This is a genomic window from Allobosea sp. 10L422, assembly GCF_056395345.1.
Genome location: NZ_JBFTJI010000002.1, coordinates 619,512 through 635,719, shown reverse-complemented (window position 1 = coordinate 635,719; position 16,208 = coordinate 619,512). Strand labels below are relative to the sequence as shown.

Genomic DNA, 16,208 nt, shown 5'->3' with positions numbered 1-16,208 from the left:
GCGGTTCTCCTGCGGCAGGGAAGCCTCGCAGGGTACCGCGTCATCGCCCGTCAGCAGGTTGACATGGCTTCCTTGCGCCGGATTCGCGCTGCGATGCCGCCCAGCAGCCACGGCAAGAGGTAGATCGGGAACTGCGCCAGCGCGAAGAACAGGAAGGTCGCCGGCGAGACGCCGGCGCCCAGCGCGGCGACAAGCAACCCCATATTCCGCTGCCCGGTGCCGTAGCCGATCATGAAGCGCTCCGACGCCGGCAGTCTCCGCAGCACGAGCCAGCTCGAGATCAGCCCCGCCGCCGAAACCGCGAAGACGCAGGCCAGCACGAAGAGAACGAGCCGGGGATTGTCGAGTGCGGCCCGCGTCACGCCGTCCATCGCGGCGATGGCGAAGATGAAGTACATCAGCACGCCGAAGCCATCGAGATTGGCCTTCATCGCCTTGATCCGCTTGACGCCGAGCCAGGCGCGCAGCGTGAAGGCGACCGCCATGCCGCCGCCGATGAAGATCAGCAGCCGCAGCATCAGCACCGAGCGGTCGAGCGGCACGGCCGCGCCGGCCAGCAACTCGACCAGCAACGGCGCGATGATGGGGCTCAAAATCGTGGTGACGATGACACTGGCGATGATCAGCGACGGCTCGAAGCCGTAGAGGATCGCCACCGCCGGCGAGGACATGATCGGCGGCGCCGACCCCATGATCGCGAGCCCGAGCACGATCCCCGGATCAAGGTTCTCGCGCCCGACGAGGAGCAGCGCCCCGCCGATCAGCAGCACCGGACCGGTGATCAGCCACAGGCAGGAGGCCGCGAGCTTTGCCGGCCGGCGCAGCAGCCGGGCGGTGACGCCGAGATCGACCCGCATGAACACGACGGTCGTGAAGCAGAAGATGGTGATAGGCAGCACCGGCCGCGCCGCGGCGGAGAATTGCGGAAGCGCGAGGCCAAGGAAAATGGACAGCGCGAAGCCTTGCGTGCCGTAGCGCCCGAGCCATGCGAGCGCGGCGGCGAGAAGGGCGACTGGACGCATCGGCACGGCTCTGGAATCATTCGCGAAACAGCCGGCACACTGGCCCATCGCGCCCAATGCGTCACCTGCGCGCCGAGCGGAGCGGTCCTGCGCCGGCATAAAATTGTGCCATCCTGCCCGTATTTCTAGTGACCAAGGCCAAATTGGCGAAGATGACGCAGACCCTGCGAAAGATTCCGCGATCCTGCGCAAAATTCGGTCGCAACGCTGACAAGTCGGTGCAAACCGGTATTTTGCGGGAAAAGGGGTTGGCAGGAGTAGATCATGAAGGTGGATACGATCGTTCTCGGCGCCGGCATCGTCGGCATTTCGGTCGCGCTTCACCTGCAAAAGGCCGGCCGCTCCACCCTGCTCGTCGACCGGCGCGGACCGGGCGAAGAGACCAGCTACGGGAATGCCGGCCTGATCCAGCGCGAGGGTGTCTACCCCTACGGCTTCCCGCATGATTTCGGCGCGCTCATCCGTTACGCGATGAACAATACAATCGATGCGTCCTATCATTGGAGCGCGCTCCCGAAGCTCGCCCCGTTCCTGCTCTCCTACTGGATGCATTCGCGCGCCTCTCATCACGAAGCGATCGCCCACAAATACGAGAAGCTGATCGAGCACTGCGTCACCGAGCATGATGCGCTCGCACAGGAAGCCGGCGCGACCGAGCTTCTGCGCCGCAAGGGCTGGATGAAGGTGTTCCGCACCGAGCGTGAGCGCGAGGAGCGCCTCGCCGAGGCCGCCCGCTGGAAGCGCGAATTCGGCGTGAACTACCGCGCCCTCGACATGGCCACGCTCAAGGCCGAGGAGCCGCATCTCGACCATGCCAGCCTGATCGGCGGCCTGCACTGGACCGATCCGGTTACGGTCGTCGATCCGCTCGGCCTGTCCAAGGCCTATGTCGCGCTCTTCGAGAAGCTCGGCGGCAAGCTCGCCATCGGCGATGCCGCAACGCTGGCGCAGAGCGGCGCCGGTTGGAGCGTCACCCTCGCCGACGGCACCAAGGCCGAGGCCAGGGACGTCGTCGTGGCGCTCGGCCCCTGGGCCGATGTGCTGACCAGAAAGCTCGGCTACCATCTGCCGCTCGCGGTCAAGCGCGGCTACCACATGCATTACAAACCGCAGGGCAACGCCGTGCTCAACCATCCGGTGCTCGACACCGAGCGTGGTTATTTCCTTGCGCCGATGCTACAGGGCATCCGCCTGACCACGGGCGCCGAGTTCGCCGATCGCGACGCGCCCAAGACCCCGGTGCAGCTCGCACGGGCCGAGCCGATCGCCAAGGCGCTCTTCCCGCTCGGCGAGCGCGTTGATGCCGAGCCCTGGCTCGGCCGCCGGCCCTGCACCCCGGACATGATGCCGATCATCGGCCCGGCTCCGAAGCACAAGGGCCTGTGGTTCTCCTTCGGCCACGCTCATCACGGCCTGACGCTCGCCGCCGTCACCGGCCGCATGGTCGCCGAGATGGTCAGCGGTCAAAAGGTCTTCGTGGATCCGACGCCCTTCGCGCCGTCGCGTTTCGTCTAAGCAGCGCCGTCATTCTCGGGCCGCGTCCGCGCGGACCCGAGAACCTCCAGCCGATTGAGGCGCCCCGTCGGCATGAGATGCTCGGGTCAAGCCCGAGCATGACGCGGGAAGACGGTCAGCCCTGCGCCAGGCCCCCTCGCCTGCCGGCGCGCTCCCTGCCACGATCCGCCTCCCGATTCCTGACCGAGACCTCGCCATGGCCCTCGCCAAACCACCCGTCCAGGACAATGCCTACGCCGCCGCGCTCGCCCTGCTCGATCGCGTGCCGCTGATCGATGGCCATAACGACCTGCCCTACGTCATTCGCAAGGATGCCAGGGCCAGGGGCGACGTCGCCACCTACGGCCTCGACAAGGTCCATGCCGAGGGCGACACCGACATCCCGCGCATGCAGGCCGGCAAGATGGCGGCGCAGTTCTTCGCGGCCTATGTCCCGCCGAAGCAGGCCAAGCCCGCCGGCTTCGCGCTGGCCCAGATCGCGCTGATGCGCGACATCCTGAAGCGCCATGCCGACGCATTCCGTCCCGGCCTTTCCGCAGCCGATGTCGAGGCCGCCAAGGCGGAGGGCCGCATCGCCCTGTTCATGACGATCGAGAACGGCACGGCGCTCGACAATGAGCTCGATGCGCTCGACGCCTACTATGATCTCGGCGTGCGACTGATGACGCTCTGCCACAACGACACCACCGACTGGTGCGACTCCGCCACCGACGCGCCGCGCCACAACGGCCTCACCGATTTCGGCAAGGATGTCCTGCGCCGGATGAACCGGCTGGGCATGGTGATCGACCTCGCCCATGTCGCGCCGAAGGTGATGCATGACGCGCTCGACATCTCCCGCGCACCCGTTGTCTGGTCGCATTCCAACGCCTTCACGCTCTGCGACCACCCGCGCAATGTCCCCGACGACGTGCTCGACCGCGTCGCCGGCAATGGCGGCGTCGTGATGGCGACCTTCGTGCCGGACTTCATCAGCCAGGCCTCGCGCGACTGGCATCGCCCGGCCAAGGACCAGTATGGCAAGACGCCCGAGAGCATGGATTATGCAAAGGTCGAGGCGGAGATCGTCGCCAAGTCCGGCCCGCGCCCGACGGCGACGCTGCCCGAGTACTGCGACCATGTCGAATATCTCGCCAGGCGCATCGGCCACGACCATGTCGGCATCGGCTCGGATTTCTTCGGCTGGGTCAATCCGAACGGGCTCGAGGATACCACCACCTTTCCGTCTGTGATCGCGGAGCTGATCCGCCGCGGTTGGTCCGAGGAGAACCTCGCCAAGCTAGCCAGCGGCAACACCCAGCGCGTGCTGCGCGCGGTGGAGCAGGCGGCGGGCTGAACGCTCCGAGCCTCGTCATGGTCGGGCTCGTCCCGGCCATCCACGTCTTCACTTGTCGCAATTCGTCTTCAAAACGTGGATGCTCGCCACAGAGGCGAGCATGACGTATGAGCTTGCCCATCACGCCCGGCCATCGCGGGCGTGATCAAGACTCATCGCGAAAACAAGATTTCATTTCTCCCATGACCGGTTCCGGCACAGACCGCACCCGCCCGTCCGTCCAGGCGGCCGCCCCCATCGTCATCCTGGTCGAGCCGCAACTCGCCGAGAACATCGGCATGTGCGCCCGCGCCATGGCGAATTTCGGCCTATCCGAGATGCGCCTCGTCGCTCCGCGCGACGGCTGGCCCAGCGGCGGCGGCCTCAAAAAGGGCGCGACTGCGGCTGCCTCCGGCGCAACGCATATCCTTGAGAACGCCCGGCTCTATGCCAGCGCGGCCGAAGCGATCGCCGATCTCAACCATGTGCTGGCGACGACGGCCCGCGAGCGCGGCCAGATGAAGCGCGTGCTGACGCCGGCCGAGGCGATGCCGGAAGTCGCGGGCCGCATCGGCTCCGGTGAACGCGTCGGCATCCTGTTCGGGCGCGAGCGCATCGGCCTGACCAATGAGGAGATCAGCCTTGCCGATGCGATCCTGACCTTCCCGGTCAATCCGGCCTTCGCCTCGCTCAACCTCGCCCAGGCCGTGCTGCTCAACGGCTATGAATGGTTCAAGACGACCAATGGCGAGCCGCCCTTCCGCGAGAACAACCCCTCGCCGCCGGCGAAGCGCGAGATGATCCTGTCGATGTTCGACTATCTTGAAGCCGAGCTCGATCTCTGCGGCTTCTTCCCGCCCGGCAAGAAGCCGGTGATGACCGCCAACCTCCGCGACGTCCTGCACCGGCTCGACATGACCGAGCAGGAGGCTCGCACGCTGCGCGGTGTCTTCAAGTCACTCGTCGAAGGCCCCAAGAAAGCGCGCCTGCTGGCGCGGCAGGCCGACGAGGCGAGCCAGGCCGAAGATTGACCTCCGCCGTCATGCTCGGGCTTGACCCGAGCATCTCAGAACGAGAAAGCGCCCTTTCCTGCAAGAGTTTCTCGGGTCGAAGCTTCGCTTCGCCCAAGAATGACGGCGCAGCTGGAAGCCGCTCAAGAAAAAAGCCGGCCCCGAAGGGCCGGCTCGTCTGGTCGGGGGGTCTCGAAACACCCGGTCAGAATTGATACTTCAACGTCGCCTTCACGGTGCGGCCCGGCTCGGTATAGTAATCGCGAGCCTGTGCCAGCACTCCGGTAGGAACGTTGACCGCATCCCAGTACTTGCGATCAAAGATATTATAGACGCCGATCTGCAATTCAAGGTCTGCGATCTGCGGCATCGGGCGCCACCACGCCGACGCATTGAAGATCGCGTAGCCGGGCGCCCGGAAGCCCTGATTGGAGCCGGTCGTTGCCGCCACGTTATCGCGCTTGCCTGCGAGTTTGGTCGAGACCTCCGCACCCCACGCATCCGTACCATAGGCAATGGCGAGGATGCCCTGCACCGGCGGGATCGAGTTCAGGTAGGTATTGTCGGTCTGGTTCACGCCGCGGGTGTAAGCGAAGGAGCCGCGCACCAGCCAGTTCTCCGTGAAGGCATAGCGCCCGTTGATTTCCACGCCCTGAATCTCGGCGCGCGGAATGTTCCGGAAGCTCGTGATGCCGCCTTGCGGGTAGATCGCGTCCGGCGGGGCGATCTGCTGCTGCTCGATGAAGTTGTGATACTTCGTGTAGAAATAGGTGACCGAGCCGCCGACCTGCTTATCGCCGAAGCGGAAGCCGACATCGATGCCGTTGCCCTCTTCCGGACGCAGGTCCGGATTGCCGACGCGCAGATAGGTCCCAGGCCCGCCGAAGCGGCCATAGAGTTCGTTCGCAGTCGGGGCGCGGAAAGTCTTGGCCCACTGGGCAAAGAAGGTCACGTCCTTCACCCACGGAGCGTTCTTGAGAACGTCGTATTCGAGGCGAATGCGCGGCGACCAGCCAGTGTCGCTGGAAGACCGCGGCAGGCTCGTCGGCCGTGACCCGCCTGCGAAATAGGCCGGGGTGTTCTGCGGCTCTTCCTCATACCAGTCGAACCGGACGCCGGGCGTGATGCGCAGCCGGTTGTCGAGCATGCCGATCTCGTCATGCGCGTAGATGCCGAGGAGCTTGCCGTCGACCTTCGGCTGGTCGGCCTGGTTGGTGTGCAGGTTGTTGCAGGTGGTGTACGGCGCGGTGAAGAGGCCGGAGGCCGGTCTGGCCGGGCAGTTGTCGACACCCGACGAGAATTGCTCGAGCGAGGACATCCGCAGTTCGGTGCCGAGCAGCAGGCGGTGCGTCAGCGCGCCGGTCTGGAAGTTCTTGATCACGTGGCCGTTGAAGCCGTAGGCGTTCTCCTCGTTCTCGTTGTCGCGCGCATAGGGACCGACGATGCTGGTGTAGCGCCAGGCGTTGACGAGGTCGTTGCGCTTCAGGCGCTGCCAATAGGCGACGGCATGGGCCTCGTCGAAGAACGAGCCCGGCATCTTGTAGTCGTAGCTCAGCGAAACGCGGTTGCGCTCGACATCCTCGCCGGTCTCATAGGAGCCGGGGCGGAAATTCCCGGTCAGCGAAACGGTGTTCGTACGGGTCTGCACCCGGTCGGCGCGCTTGAAGAACTCGCCCTGGATACCGAAACGGTGCTCGCCGACATCCTGATAGATCTTGCCGAGCAAGTTGTACTGGTTGAAGTCGGCCGGGTTGGGCGCCGTGCGCGCTGCACCGATCGTCTTGTTGTCGCCCCTGTTGTCGGTCTCGTGCCCGTTGCGGAAGCCGCCCTGCAGCAGCATGGAGGTATTCCCCGTCCTGGCGGCCGCTGCCGCGCTGCCGAACCAGGCGCGGTCGGTGCTGTCATAGCCGGTCTTGGCGAGCGCGCCGTAGGAGCGGCCATCGCGCAGCAGGTCTTCCGGGTCGAGCGTGCGCACCGCAAGCGCGCCGCCGAGCGCACCGCTGCCGAGCGTGCTGGCCCCGCTGCCGCCGCGCAGCAGATCGAGCGTCGACAGTGAATCGAAATCGAAGGCGTTCTGGGCGCCGCGATTGACGCGGGTATCGATGAGGAAGGGCTGGCGGATGCCATCGATTGTCGTCAGTACGCGCGCGCCATCGAGGCCGCGGATATTGAGCGAGTTGGTCTGGCGGTTCAAGGTGATGCCCGCCTCGACGCGATTCGACAGGTCCGTCAGGCTCTGGATCTGCTCGCGGTCGAGTTCCTGGCGCGTGACGCGCGTCGTCGTCGGCCCGCTCACCAGCGCACCGCCCGGCACGCCCTCTCCCTGCACATTGATCTGATCCAGCACGACCGGCGCCTCGCCGACCGAGCTTGGTGCAGGCGCCGCCTGCTGGTTCCGCTGTTGCGCTTCGGCAGTCGAAGCAAAAAGCGCCAATGCCAGGCTTCCAAGCGCCACGCTGTCGCGAAGCCGGCCGGAAAGATTCCCCATCGCCCGTATCCCGTCCTTGCCGCACGGGCCTTCGGCCTGAACGGCAATTTAAAATGAGTATAAAGAAGACCCTATACGATAATATAAGGTTCCGGACCGATATTGATCGAATCGTATACTGTCAATTGCCGAACAACATTCGCATAAACAATGGATTCGTTCCAAAAAAGAACTATTCTAATGTAGAATTACACGACCATTCTTGCAGCAGAGCTTTGCTCCCGATGTCGTGATCGTCGAACCCGCCTCGTCGCCGTCTCCGCCATTGCAACGTCGTCGGCGGCAAGCATTGTCGTGTCATGAATCCGCGTCATGCCAGAATGACCCGCCGCAGGCTGCTGACTGGGGGCAGCGCCATGGTCACCGCATTCTCCGTCGTGGGGCGCTCCTTCGCCGCGACCGATGCCGATGTCGTCGTCGTCGGTGCCGGAGCGGCAGGCATCGCCGCAGCCCAGACCTTGCGCGCAGCCGGCCGCAAGCCGATCGTGCTGGAGGCTCGCGGCCGCATCGGCGGGCGCGCCTTCACCGATGCTTCCCTCGGCGCGACATACGACGCGGGCGCGATGTTCATCCATTGGGCAGAGCGCAACCCATGGGTCCAGATCGCCCGCGATCTCGGCATCGAGACCGCATCGGAACCCCAGGGTGGCGGTTTCCGGGTCTTTACCGACGGGCGCCCCATGGCCGACGCCGATCGTCGACGCCGGCGCGATGCCTTCAACCAGATCGACAGGCGGCTCGAGACGGTGGATCTCACTGGTCGCGACATGTCGATCGCAGAATTGCTCGGCGATCTCGGCCCCGACAGCGCCCCCGTCGCAGCGTCGGGTTTGCTGCTCTCGATCGGAGAGGAATCAAGCCGGATTTCAGCGCGCGACTATCAGCGTCTTTGGGCCGGCGACGATCTCGTCGTCCCCTCAGGCTACGGCAATCTCGTCACGCGCTCCGCCGCAGGCCTCGATATTCGCCTCAATCAGACGGTCGAGGCTATCCGCTGGGATGGATCGGCCGTGACGGTTTCCACGCCTTCGGGCGACATCCGCGCCAATGCCTGCATTCTCACCGTGCCGGTCGGCGTGCTCAAGTCAGGCGCCATCCGGTTTACCCCGGACCTTCCGACAGCCACCCGTGACGCTCTCGCAGGGCTGCACATGGGAGCGCTGACCAAGATCGCGCTCAAGGTTGAGGGCGATCGCTTCGGCCTCACGCCGGGTGCGAGCCTGCTTGAGACCGGCGCACCCGAGCGCATGATGAATTTCGACATGTACCCGGACGGCAAGGACATCGTCATCGGCTATTGCGGCGGCGATTATGCGCGCAAGATCTCCGAGGCTGGCCCGGAAGAAGCGCGCGCCCATGTCGTCGACCTCCTCGCGAAGATGGTCGGCGCCGAATTCCGCAAAACGGTCAAGGCGGTATCCTTCCCGGCCTGGTGGACCGACCCGTTCGCGCGCGGTTCTTATTCGGTCTGCGATCCCGGCCACGAGAAGGCCCGGGAAGCCCTCGCCCAGCCCATTGGCGGGCGCCTCCTTATTGCAGGAGAGGCGACTGCGGGCGGCGGCGCGATGACCGTGGGCGGGGCCACGCTCGCCGGCCGGGCGGCAGCGGCGACACTCGCGCGGCTGAAGGCCTGACGGCTCCTCGGGCGAGAGCAGCAGCTCCCAATTCTGCCCCACGAGATCCTGACCGAAGGAATGGTGCCGCTCTTCCGCAACCAGCCGGAAACCCTCCGCGACATAGACCGCGCGGGCGGCATGGAGGATGTCGTTGGTCCAGAGCACCATCCGCCGATAGCCAGCATTGCGGGCGAAATCGACGGCATCGCGCACCAGCGCCTTGCCCAGCCCCAGCCCTTGCGCACGCTTCTCGACCAGCACGAGCCTGAGCTTCGCGGTCGCTTCGTCCTCTTCGACGACGAAGGAGGAGCCGGCCGGGGCCCCTTCCAATTCGGCGATGAAACAGCGCTCGCGGCCGGGCTTGAAGTCGCGCAGGAATTTGGCGGCAATCTCGGCAACGAGCGCCTCGAAGCTCTGATCCCAGCCATATTCTTCGGCATAGAGCCGCCCATGAGCCGCGATCACCCAGCCGATATCGCCCGGCCGGTGCTCGCGGATCATGGGACGAGGACGGGTCTGCCGCTCCCCCGAAAGAAGGCGCTGCGCCGTGGCGAGCGCATCAACCAGCGCGGCCTGCTCGGGGAGCGGAAGCCGCGACAGGATCGACCGCGCCTGGGCATCCGACGCGCGGTCGATCGCTGCGAAGGCAGCTATGCCTTCATCGGTCAATTGCAGGCGCCAAGCTCGCGCGTCGACCGACGAGCGGCTGCGGTCGAGCCATCCACGCGTCGCGAAGCGCTGCAGGATGCGCGACAGATAGGCCGGGTCGAGATCGAAAGCCCCGGCCAGTTCCGCCGCCCGCCAATCGTCGCGCTGCGCCAGCTCGTAGATTACCCGCGCTTCCGTCAGCGGCATGCCGGAGCCACGCAGGCTGCCTCCGAGTCCGCCGACCCAGAGAGCATGGAAGCGGTTGAACCTGCGGATCGCCGCGATGGCTTCGGTCTCGCCGATGTCCATGACTCACCTCCAACCGGAGACCAATGAATTTAGTTGACGGAGTCGACTAAATTCGAGACGGGACAGAAACGCGGCATTGACCCTCCCTTAACCGGTCTCTGGCGAAGTCGAGCTTTGACGTCTCACGGCGCTGACATGCAGGTCGATCTCCTCGCCGGAACGGGATACCGCCCCCTTGCGATCCCGCGCCCCCAACCCACCATCCTGGTCTTCGATTCCGGGCTTGGCGGCCTCACCGTGCTGTCGCGCACGGCGCAGGCTTGCCCAGGCGCCCATATCGTCTACGCCGCCGACGATGCCGGCTTCCCCTATGGCCGGCTCACGGAGGACGCGCTCGTCGCCCGCATCCTCGCCGTGATGGAGCGGCTCATCGCCCGCTGTCATCCCGACCTCGTGGTGATCGCCTGCAATACGGCCTCGACGCTGGTCCTGCCGACGCTGCGGGCGCGCTTCGCCATCCCCTTCGTCGGCACAGTGCCCGCGATCAAGCCCGCTGCGGTCGCAACCAAAAGCGGGATGATCTCAGTCCTCGCCACCCCCGGCACGGTGGCGCGCGTCTATACCCGCGAGTTGATCGAGACCTATGCTGGCGGCTGCGACGTCACGCTCGTCGGCGCGACGCGGCTCGCGGGCATGGCCGAGCAGGCGCTGAAGGGCGAATCCGTCGCTGACGACGCTCTGCTCGCCGAGATCGCCCCCTGCTTTGTCGAGACGAACGGCCGACGCACCGACGTGGTCACGCTCTCCTGCACGCATTACCCGCTTCTGCTCGAGCGGATGAAGCGGCTCGCGCCCTGGCCGGTCGAATGGATCGATCCCGCTCCGGCGATCGCGCGCCGGGTCGTCGCGTTGCTCGGCCCGGTCGGCGACGTTCCCTGCCCGAAAGCCACCGCCATCTTCACGTCGGGCGCCGGGCTGAGCGGTCCCTTGCGCATCGCGCTTGCCGGCTATGGCCTCGCTCATGTCGCGATCGAGCCCATGCCGCTGGCGAGCTAGCGAACTCCGATTCCGTCGATCCGTTTCCTACGGTGGCGAGGATCGCGGCGAAGCAGATGCGTTGGCGGGCATCGCCACCGCATGACCGCCACCATGGCTACTGATACTGACTTTGGCTTCCCGGCCTGCCGGAATTGACTCGAAGCCGGCTTTGCGCCATATGCCCTTCCGTCGCGCGGCTCCTCACGGGGCCGCGTGACTTTTTCCGCACCCGTGATCCGCTTTCCTTCGGAAGCCGGATCTGTCGCCCCGGCCAATTCGCGGGGGAGCAGGAGGGCGCGGTCCTCAAACTCGCGAACCATAGAGGACACGCGACATGTCGAAGCGCCATGAGGCAAAGTACAAGATTGACCGCCGTCTCGGTCAGAACATCTGGGGCCGTCCCAAGTCCCCGGTCAACCGCCGCGAGTACGGCCCCGGCCAGCACGGCCAGCGCCGCAAGGGCAAGCCGTCCGACTTCGGCACGCAGTTGCGCGCCAAGCAGAAGCTGAAGGGCTACTACGGCTCGATCTCCGAGAAGCAGTTCCGCCGCTATTACGCCGAGGCCATCCGCCTCAAGGGCGATTCGGGCGAGAACCTGATCGGCCTGCTGGAGCGCCGTCTCGACGCGGTGATCTACCGCGCCAAGTTCGTGCCGACCGTCTTCGCGGCTCGTCAGTTCGTCAACCACGGCCACGTCACCGTGAACGGCAAGCGCGTCAACATCGCGTCCTATCAGGTCAAGCCGGGCGACGTCGTCGCGGTCAAGGAGAGCTCGCGCCAGCTCGCCATCGTCATCGAGTCGGCCACCCTCGCCGAGCGTGACGTTCCGGACTACATCGACGCCGACCACAACAAGTCGACCGCCACCTTCGCCCGCACCCCGACGCTGTCGGACGTGCCTTATGCGGTGCAGATGGAACCGAACCTGGTCATCGAGTTCTACTCGCGCTAAGCCGTTCGGAACGGGTAGAAATATCCGTTGCTCTGAATATCTTGGGGGAGGGCAAGATGTTGCCCTCCCCCAATTGTTTTCCGGCGCCTCCTTCGGCTCGGCGGCGCGTCTGCGGCCCGCCCCCCAAGGCGCCCCGGCGGGATTCTGCGGCCAATCTGCCTCGCCCCCGACGGCGGCCCTCGGGTCCCCATGGCCATCGCTGCCAGACCCCTCGCCCTCTCGGGTTCGAGCGGAGCCGTCGCGTTTGGCGCGTCAAGCGGCGCGCTCTGGCGCCCGCTCGGACGGCATGCCGTCTTTCATGACACTCTTGATCTGGTCGCGTAGCTCGGGCGTATCCTGATGCTTGTGCACGGCGACAGCGTGCTGCACCGCCGCCTCCAGGAGCTCGTCTTCAGTATCGGCGCTGATCGCGATTGAGCACTTCGTCTCGCTCGGAAACGCCCGGCAGTCGATGAACTTGCGTCCCATGGCGCCCTCCCTCGGGAGAAAGCAAACGCGCCTCCGTTGCAACAGCGGCAGGCTGCGCAAGTCACCATACGCCCATGCCGAGGTCGTCGCAAAAAATGCAGCTCCTGGCACTCCTCCAACCCTGAGCATTCGCACGCGGCACGCGTTCTCCAAGCTTACCGATGCTCATGAAGGCGACAACTGCCCGGAAATTCCGATACCCTGGCTCACAGTTCCCGGACCGCCTGCGCTCTCGGCTGGCTCGCCGTTTGCGCTTATCCAGCGTCGCTATCGACGTCTCAGGCCGAAGAGCGTTCTGCTGCAATGTCCGCGTCGGAGGCCATGATGTCTCGAACCGACGCTTCGATCGCAAGCGGCGTGCGGTCATCCATCTCTATGATCGGATGCCGGGCCATTCCGGCTGTAACTGGGGTTCGGAAGGCAGAGGCGGGACGGCGAAGACCTGCACTCTGCGCCGCATCCTGTGAACGGCCGCGCCACCGCGACGGATAAGCGTCGCTTACAGATGCGAGCCGACCTCATCGCGGAAGAAGTAGCAGCCCAGCCCGATGCAGCCGATCAGGATCGACAGCGCATAGGGCCCGAAAAGGCACACGACAAAGACGGAGCCGATGAAGGCTCGCATCGCCCAAGCTGACCACGTCTGCTTCATGGCTAACCTCTCGCATTGCGTTTCCTGACAAAACGTAAACGGCAAGCCGTGAATTCGATCTGAAGGGATACGGTAAATCGCGAAATCGCATTTCAGATCCGCATGTTAGCAAGTTCGGCAAAATCAGGGCGAAGCGGTGAAATCCGTTCTCACTCCCGCCCTAATGCCGTAGCGTCATCATCGTCCTCGCTACCGCGGAGAGATTCGCCATGACCAGAACCTTGTTGATTGCCCTCGCGCTGTCCTGCTCCGCGAGCCTAGCCTATGCCCAAAGCTGCAATATCCAGGCTTCGGACAAGAAGCTTGCAGGCGCTGCCAAGACCAGCTTCCTGACCAAATGCGAGAAGGACGCGACCTCGGCCTGCGACAAGCAGGCGGCCGACAAGAAGCTGGCCGGCGCCGCCAAGACCAGCTTCACCAAGAAATGCGTGACCGACTCCGTCGGCGGCTGAGCGCCTGAACAAAGATCGGCAGCGTCCCGACACGGCCGGTTGCAATGACAGCCCCGGTCAGTCGGCGGTGCTGCTCTCCCAGGTCGCATGGCTCACAGTCGGCAGGCGTGCCAGCCTGTCGACGACCTGATCGAGTTCTTTCCGGTCGACCGCCGTGCTGATCAGCTTGGCAACGATCTCGACCGAGTCCTCGCCACGCTCGACCGTCGTAATGTCGCTGACCGGATATTGCGCGGCTTCGAGATATTCGACGAGCGTCTCGCGCACCTCGGCGAGCGCCTGGGTCCGCGCGGTGACAACGACTTCGTAGGTCGCCTCGAGCGCCCGCTCGTTGAGCGGGATGCGGTTGATCGCGTTGACGAGTGGCCGCAGCAGCGTGTTGCCGAAGATGACGAAGACCGCGACGAGCGCGGCTTCGGCGATCATGTCCGCGCCGGCGCAGGCCCCTGCGGCGGCAGAGCCCCAAAGCGTTGCCGCGGTGTTGAGGCCGCGAACATTCGTGCCCTCCTTCATGATCACGCCCGCGCCCAGGAAACCGATGCCCGAAACGACATAGGCGATGACCCGGATGGCGCCGGACGCTCCCTCGATGCGCATGCCGAGATCGACGAAGGCCGCAGCCCCGAGCGCGACGAGAACGGTCGTGCGCAAGCCGGCAGTGCGCTGCCGGTATTGCCGCTCGGCGCCAATCAGCATGCCCAGCACGAAAGCGGCCGTCAGGCTGACGACCGTGTCCAGGAAAGGCGCGAGTTCGAAGGTCTGAATGAAGCGCATGGCCGCTGACTCGCGTGGCAGGCAGCGGTGCTTCGCATGAAGGTTCGCCTCCGGCAAGCCGGAGGCGTGGTGTCGTCAGCATCCAGCGCGGAACAGAAACGCAGCGCGCAAACCCGGCTCACTCGTCGTCGTTATAGCCGCCACGATCGCGGCGATCGTCCCGGTCGCGCCAGCGACGCTGGCCGCGGTAGTCTTCGTCCTGCTGTCCGCCGCCGCGCCAGGCCCGCATCTCGCTGAGGCGTTCGCGTCCTTCCGCCATCGCCTCACGCACCGAGCGGCGCAGCACGGTCTTCTGCTCGTCGCTTAGGGTCACCCACAGCGGCCGGAGCGTATCGGCGAGTTCCTTGGAACGCATCGCCCGCTCATTCTGCCGCGCGGCCGCTGCATCGAGGCGCTCCATCAGATCGGCATGGCGCAGCTTTTCGCGCTCCTCCCGCATCCCCGCCATTTGCTGGACACGCTGCTCGCTCCGTCGCTTGACGAGCGCCTCCACCTTGTCGAACAGCGGGGTCTGCTCGGGCTTGAGCTTGAGATCCGCGCGCACCTTCGCCAGCCGCTCGTCAAGCCGCGCCTTGGCACGCTCGGCGCGTTGCTCGCGCCAATCCTGCCGGCGCTGGTCGCGGCTGTCGGTACGCTCCTGCTGCTTCTGATCGCCACCTGCCGGAGGAACCGGCTGTGGCTGCGCGAATGCGAGGGTGCCGGCGAGCATCGCAATCGACGAAGCGGCGATGAGGGCGATGGATTTCATGGGAATCTCCCTTGAGGCAGTCCGGTCGGTATGTCGCTCAGCGGGTCTCGAAGCCGATTGGCGATGCGGTCAGCCTGCCTCCGGATGTCTGACCCGGCAATGGCTTCAAGATGAAAAGATCGTAATGTGGCGACAACGCGCGCGACGCGTTTCGGTTCGCCATCGGACGTTCCATGCAAAACCTTATCACCGATGTCCGTGGCCTTCATGTCGGCCATGCGGATGACATTGAGGCGGCGACCGGCGTGACGGCCGTCATCTTCGAGCGCCCGACGGTGGCCTCCGCCGCCGTGCTCGGCGGTGCGCCCGGCACCCGCGAGACGGCCTTGCTCATCCCGGAGATGACGGTCGAGCATATCGACGCGATCGTGCTCTCCGGTGGCTCCGCCTGGGGGCTTGGCGCTGCCGACGGCGTGATGGGCTGGCTGGCGCGGGAAGGGCGCGGGTTCCCGGTCGGCGCCTTCCGCGTCCCGATCGTGCCGCAGGCCATCCTGTTCGACCTCACCAATGGCGGCGAGAAGCCTTGGGCGCGTGGAGACGGCGAGACGCCCTATGGCAAGCTGGGCGCAAAGGCCGCTGCAGCCGCGTCGACCTCTTTCGCACTGGGCACCGCCGGTGCGGGCTTCGGCGCGACGACGGCCAACCTCAAGGGCGGCATAGGCTCGGCCAGCGCCCGTGCCGCGACCGGGCAGATCGTCGGCGCCCTCGTCGCGGTCAACGCCGTCGGCACCGCGACGATCGGAGACGGCCCGCATTTCTGGGCCGCGCCCTATGAGCGTGACGGCGAGTTCGGTGGGCTCGGCTGGCCGGCGACGATCGCACCCGGCGACACGGCCCTGCACTTCAAGGGAGGCACCGGCCAGAATACGACGATCGCCCTTGTCGCGACCGATGCCGTGCTGACCAAGGCCCAGGCCCGCCGGCTCGCGCTCGCAGCCCATGACGGGCTTGCCCGCGCCCTGCGACCTGCCCATGCCCCACTCGACGGGGACATCGTTTTCGCCGCGGCGACGGGTCGTAGCGGCGCGCCATCCGACGCTTTCGCTCTCACCGAGCTCTGCGCCACCGCAGCCGATGTCCTGGCCCGCGCTGTCGCCCGCGGCGTGTATGCCGCATCGGCGCTGCCCTTCGCCGGAGCCAGCCCGGCCTGGTGCGACCGGTTCGGCGGCTGAGCCGCGAAGCGACCGCCGCGGGCGCGCCCATTCCAAACCGTAGCCGATTTACTAAATCGCAAGCCTGCTCCTGCAACCTGAGCGATAGG

General features: G+C 65.8%; 14 protein-coding genes and 1 pseudogene. 8 read left to right on the top strand and 7 right to left on the bottom strand.

Features of this window, described 5'->3' with window-relative positions; translation table 11 throughout:
• Positions 1 to 50: 50 nt before the first annotated feature.
• Positions 51 to 1,022, bottom strand: coding sequence for a hypothetical protein (locus AC1DEZ_RS07415; RefSeq protein WP_441512994.1), 972 nt, complete (start codon positions 1,020 to 1,022; stop codon positions 51 to 53).
• Positions 1,023 to 1,286: 264 nt separating this feature from the next.
• Here AC1DEZ_RS07415 and AC1DEZ_RS07410 point away from each other — a divergent pair, with 264 nt between their 5' ends.
• The 3 genes from AC1DEZ_RS07410 to AC1DEZ_RS07400 all read left to right on the top strand — a co-directional run bounded on the left by AC1DEZ_RS07410 (position 1,287) and on the right by AC1DEZ_RS07400 (position 4,883).
• Positions 1,287 to 2,537 (top strand): NAD(P)/FAD-dependent oxidoreductase, encoded by a 1,251-nt coding sequence (locus AC1DEZ_RS07410; RefSeq protein WP_476779223.1) that lies wholly within the window; start codon positions 1,287 to 1,289, stop codon positions 2,535 to 2,537.
• 196 nt (positions 2,538 to 2,733) lie between these two features.
• Positions 2,734 to 3,873 carry a dipeptidase gene (locus AC1DEZ_RS07405; protein WP_476779222.1) on the top strand — a complete coding sequence of 380 codons (1,140 nt, stop codon included), beginning with the start codon at positions 2,734 to 2,736 and terminating at the stop codon, positions 3,871 to 3,873.
• A 182-nt stretch (positions 3,874 to 4,055) separates the two neighbouring features.
• On the top strand, positions 4,056 to 4,883 hold the full coding sequence (locus AC1DEZ_RS07400) for an RNA methyltransferase (RefSeq protein WP_476779221.1): 828 nt from the start codon (positions 4,056 to 4,058) through the stop codon (positions 4,881 to 4,883).
• Positions 4,884 to 5,067: 184 nt separating this feature from the next.
• Here AC1DEZ_RS07400 and AC1DEZ_RS07395 read toward each other — a convergent pair whose 3' ends face one another.
• Entirely contained in the window at positions 5,068 to 7,350 is a 2,283-nt protein-coding gene (locus tag AC1DEZ_RS07395) for a TonB-dependent hemoglobin/transferrin/lactoferrin family receptor (protein ID WP_476779220.1), read from the bottom strand.
• A gap of 320 nt (positions 7,351 to 7,670) precedes the next feature.
• Here AC1DEZ_RS07395 and AC1DEZ_RS07390 point away from each other — a divergent pair, with 320 nt between their 5' ends.
• Entirely contained in the window at positions 7,671 to 8,984 is a 1,314-nt protein-coding gene (locus AC1DEZ_RS07390) for a flavin monoamine oxidase family protein (RefSeq protein WP_476779219.1), read from the top strand.
• A 126-nt stretch (positions 8,985 to 9,110) separates the two neighbouring features.
• Here the strand turns inward: AC1DEZ_RS07390 and AC1DEZ_RS07385 are convergent.
• Positions 9,111 to 9,821 (bottom strand): annotated as a pseudogene (locus tag AC1DEZ_RS07385) (bifunctional helix-turn-helix transcriptional regulator/GNAT family N-acetyltransferase); the annotation flags it as partial.
• Between the two features lie 237 nt (positions 9,822 to 10,058).
• On the opposite strand from AC1DEZ_RS07385, the gene murI reads away from it, so the two are divergent.
• Positions 10,059 to 10,919 (top strand): glutamate racemase, encoded by an 861-nt coding sequence (murI, locus tag AC1DEZ_RS07380; protein WP_476779218.1) that lies wholly within the window; start codon positions 10,059 to 10,061, stop codon positions 10,917 to 10,919.
• A 316-nt stretch (positions 10,920 to 11,235) separates the two neighbouring features.
• Entirely contained in the window at positions 11,236 to 11,853 is a 618-nt protein-coding gene (rpsD, locus tag AC1DEZ_RS07375; protein ID WP_441513002.1) for a 30S ribosomal protein S4, read from the top strand.
• A gap of 252 nt (positions 11,854 to 12,105) precedes the next feature.
• Here rpsD and AC1DEZ_RS07370 read toward each other — a convergent pair whose 3' ends face one another.
• Both AC1DEZ_RS07370 and AC1DEZ_RS07365 read right to left on the bottom strand, forming a co-directional pair.
• Positions 12,106 to 12,321, bottom strand: a complete 216-nt coding sequence (locus AC1DEZ_RS07370; protein ID WP_441513003.1) for a DUF1059 domain-containing protein — start codon at positions 12,319 to 12,321, stop codon at positions 12,106 to 12,108.
• A gap of 499 nt (positions 12,322 to 12,820) precedes the next feature.
• Positions 12,821 to 12,973, bottom strand: a complete 153-nt coding sequence (locus AC1DEZ_RS07365) for a hypothetical protein (protein ID WP_441513004.1) — start codon at positions 12,971 to 12,973, stop codon at positions 12,821 to 12,823.
• A 209-nt stretch (positions 12,974 to 13,182) separates the two neighbouring features.
• Between AC1DEZ_RS07365 and AC1DEZ_RS07360 the strand changes: the two genes are divergently transcribed.
• Positions 13,183 to 13,425, top strand: a complete 243-nt coding sequence (locus tag AC1DEZ_RS07360; RefSeq protein ID WP_476779217.1) for a hypothetical protein — start codon at positions 13,183 to 13,185, stop codon at positions 13,423 to 13,425.
• Positions 13,426 to 13,482: 57 nt separating this feature from the next.
• Here the strand turns inward: AC1DEZ_RS07360 and AC1DEZ_RS07355 are convergent, their stop codons facing one another.
• The gene (locus AC1DEZ_RS07355; protein ID WP_441513006.1) at positions 13,483 to 14,199 is read right to left on the bottom strand and encodes an MgtC/SapB family protein; all 717 of its coding nucleotides are present in this window, start codon (positions 14,197 to 14,199) and stop codon (positions 13,483 to 13,485) included.
• A gap of 118 nt (positions 14,200 to 14,317) precedes the next feature.
• Entirely contained in the window at positions 14,318 to 14,947 is a 630-nt protein-coding gene (locus tag AC1DEZ_RS07350; protein ID WP_476779216.1) for a hypothetical protein, read from the bottom strand.
• A 173-nt stretch (positions 14,948 to 15,120) separates the two neighbouring features.
• Here AC1DEZ_RS07350 and AC1DEZ_RS07345 point away from each other — a divergent pair, with 173 nt between their 5' ends.
• The gene (locus tag AC1DEZ_RS07345; protein WP_476779215.1) at positions 15,121 to 16,119 is read left to right on the top strand and encodes a P1 family peptidase; all 999 of its coding nucleotides are present in this window, start codon (positions 15,121 to 15,123) and stop codon (positions 16,117 to 16,119) included.
• Positions 16,120 to 16,208 lie beyond the last annotated feature (89 nt).